A 236-nucleotide genomic window follows, 5' to 3' on the forward strand; every position below is an offset into this window, starting at 1 on the left:
GGAGTTAGCAAATGCTGTCAGGCAGCGCTAACACCGGCTTTTTGTACACAAAAAAACCCGCTGTTTTGTTTCTAAAGCAGCGGGGTTAAACAACAACTTAACTAATTAGCAGACTCAAGCCTATACAGCAGAGCTTATGGCAACAGTACGCTGTCTATCACGTGAATGACGCCATTCGACTGCGCCACATCCACCACTGTAATATTAGCACTGTTGCCTTGGGCATCCATAACCAT

Annotated in this window: 1 protein-coding gene; it reads right to left on the reverse strand. The window is 45.8% G+C overall.

All coding sequences use genetic code 11. From position 1 onward, the window contains the following. Window positions 1-134: 134 nt before the first annotated feature. A partial coding sequence (locus tag R0J92_RS26555; protein WP_411053885.1) for a fasciclin domain-containing protein occupies window positions 135-236 on the reverse strand: 102 nt, incomplete at its 5' end.

Source organism: Tritonibacter sp. SIMBA_163 (assembly GCF_046535935.1).
Lineage (GTDB): Bacteria > Pseudomonadota > Alphaproteobacteria > Rhodobacterales > Rhodobacteraceae > Epibacterium > Epibacterium scottomollicae.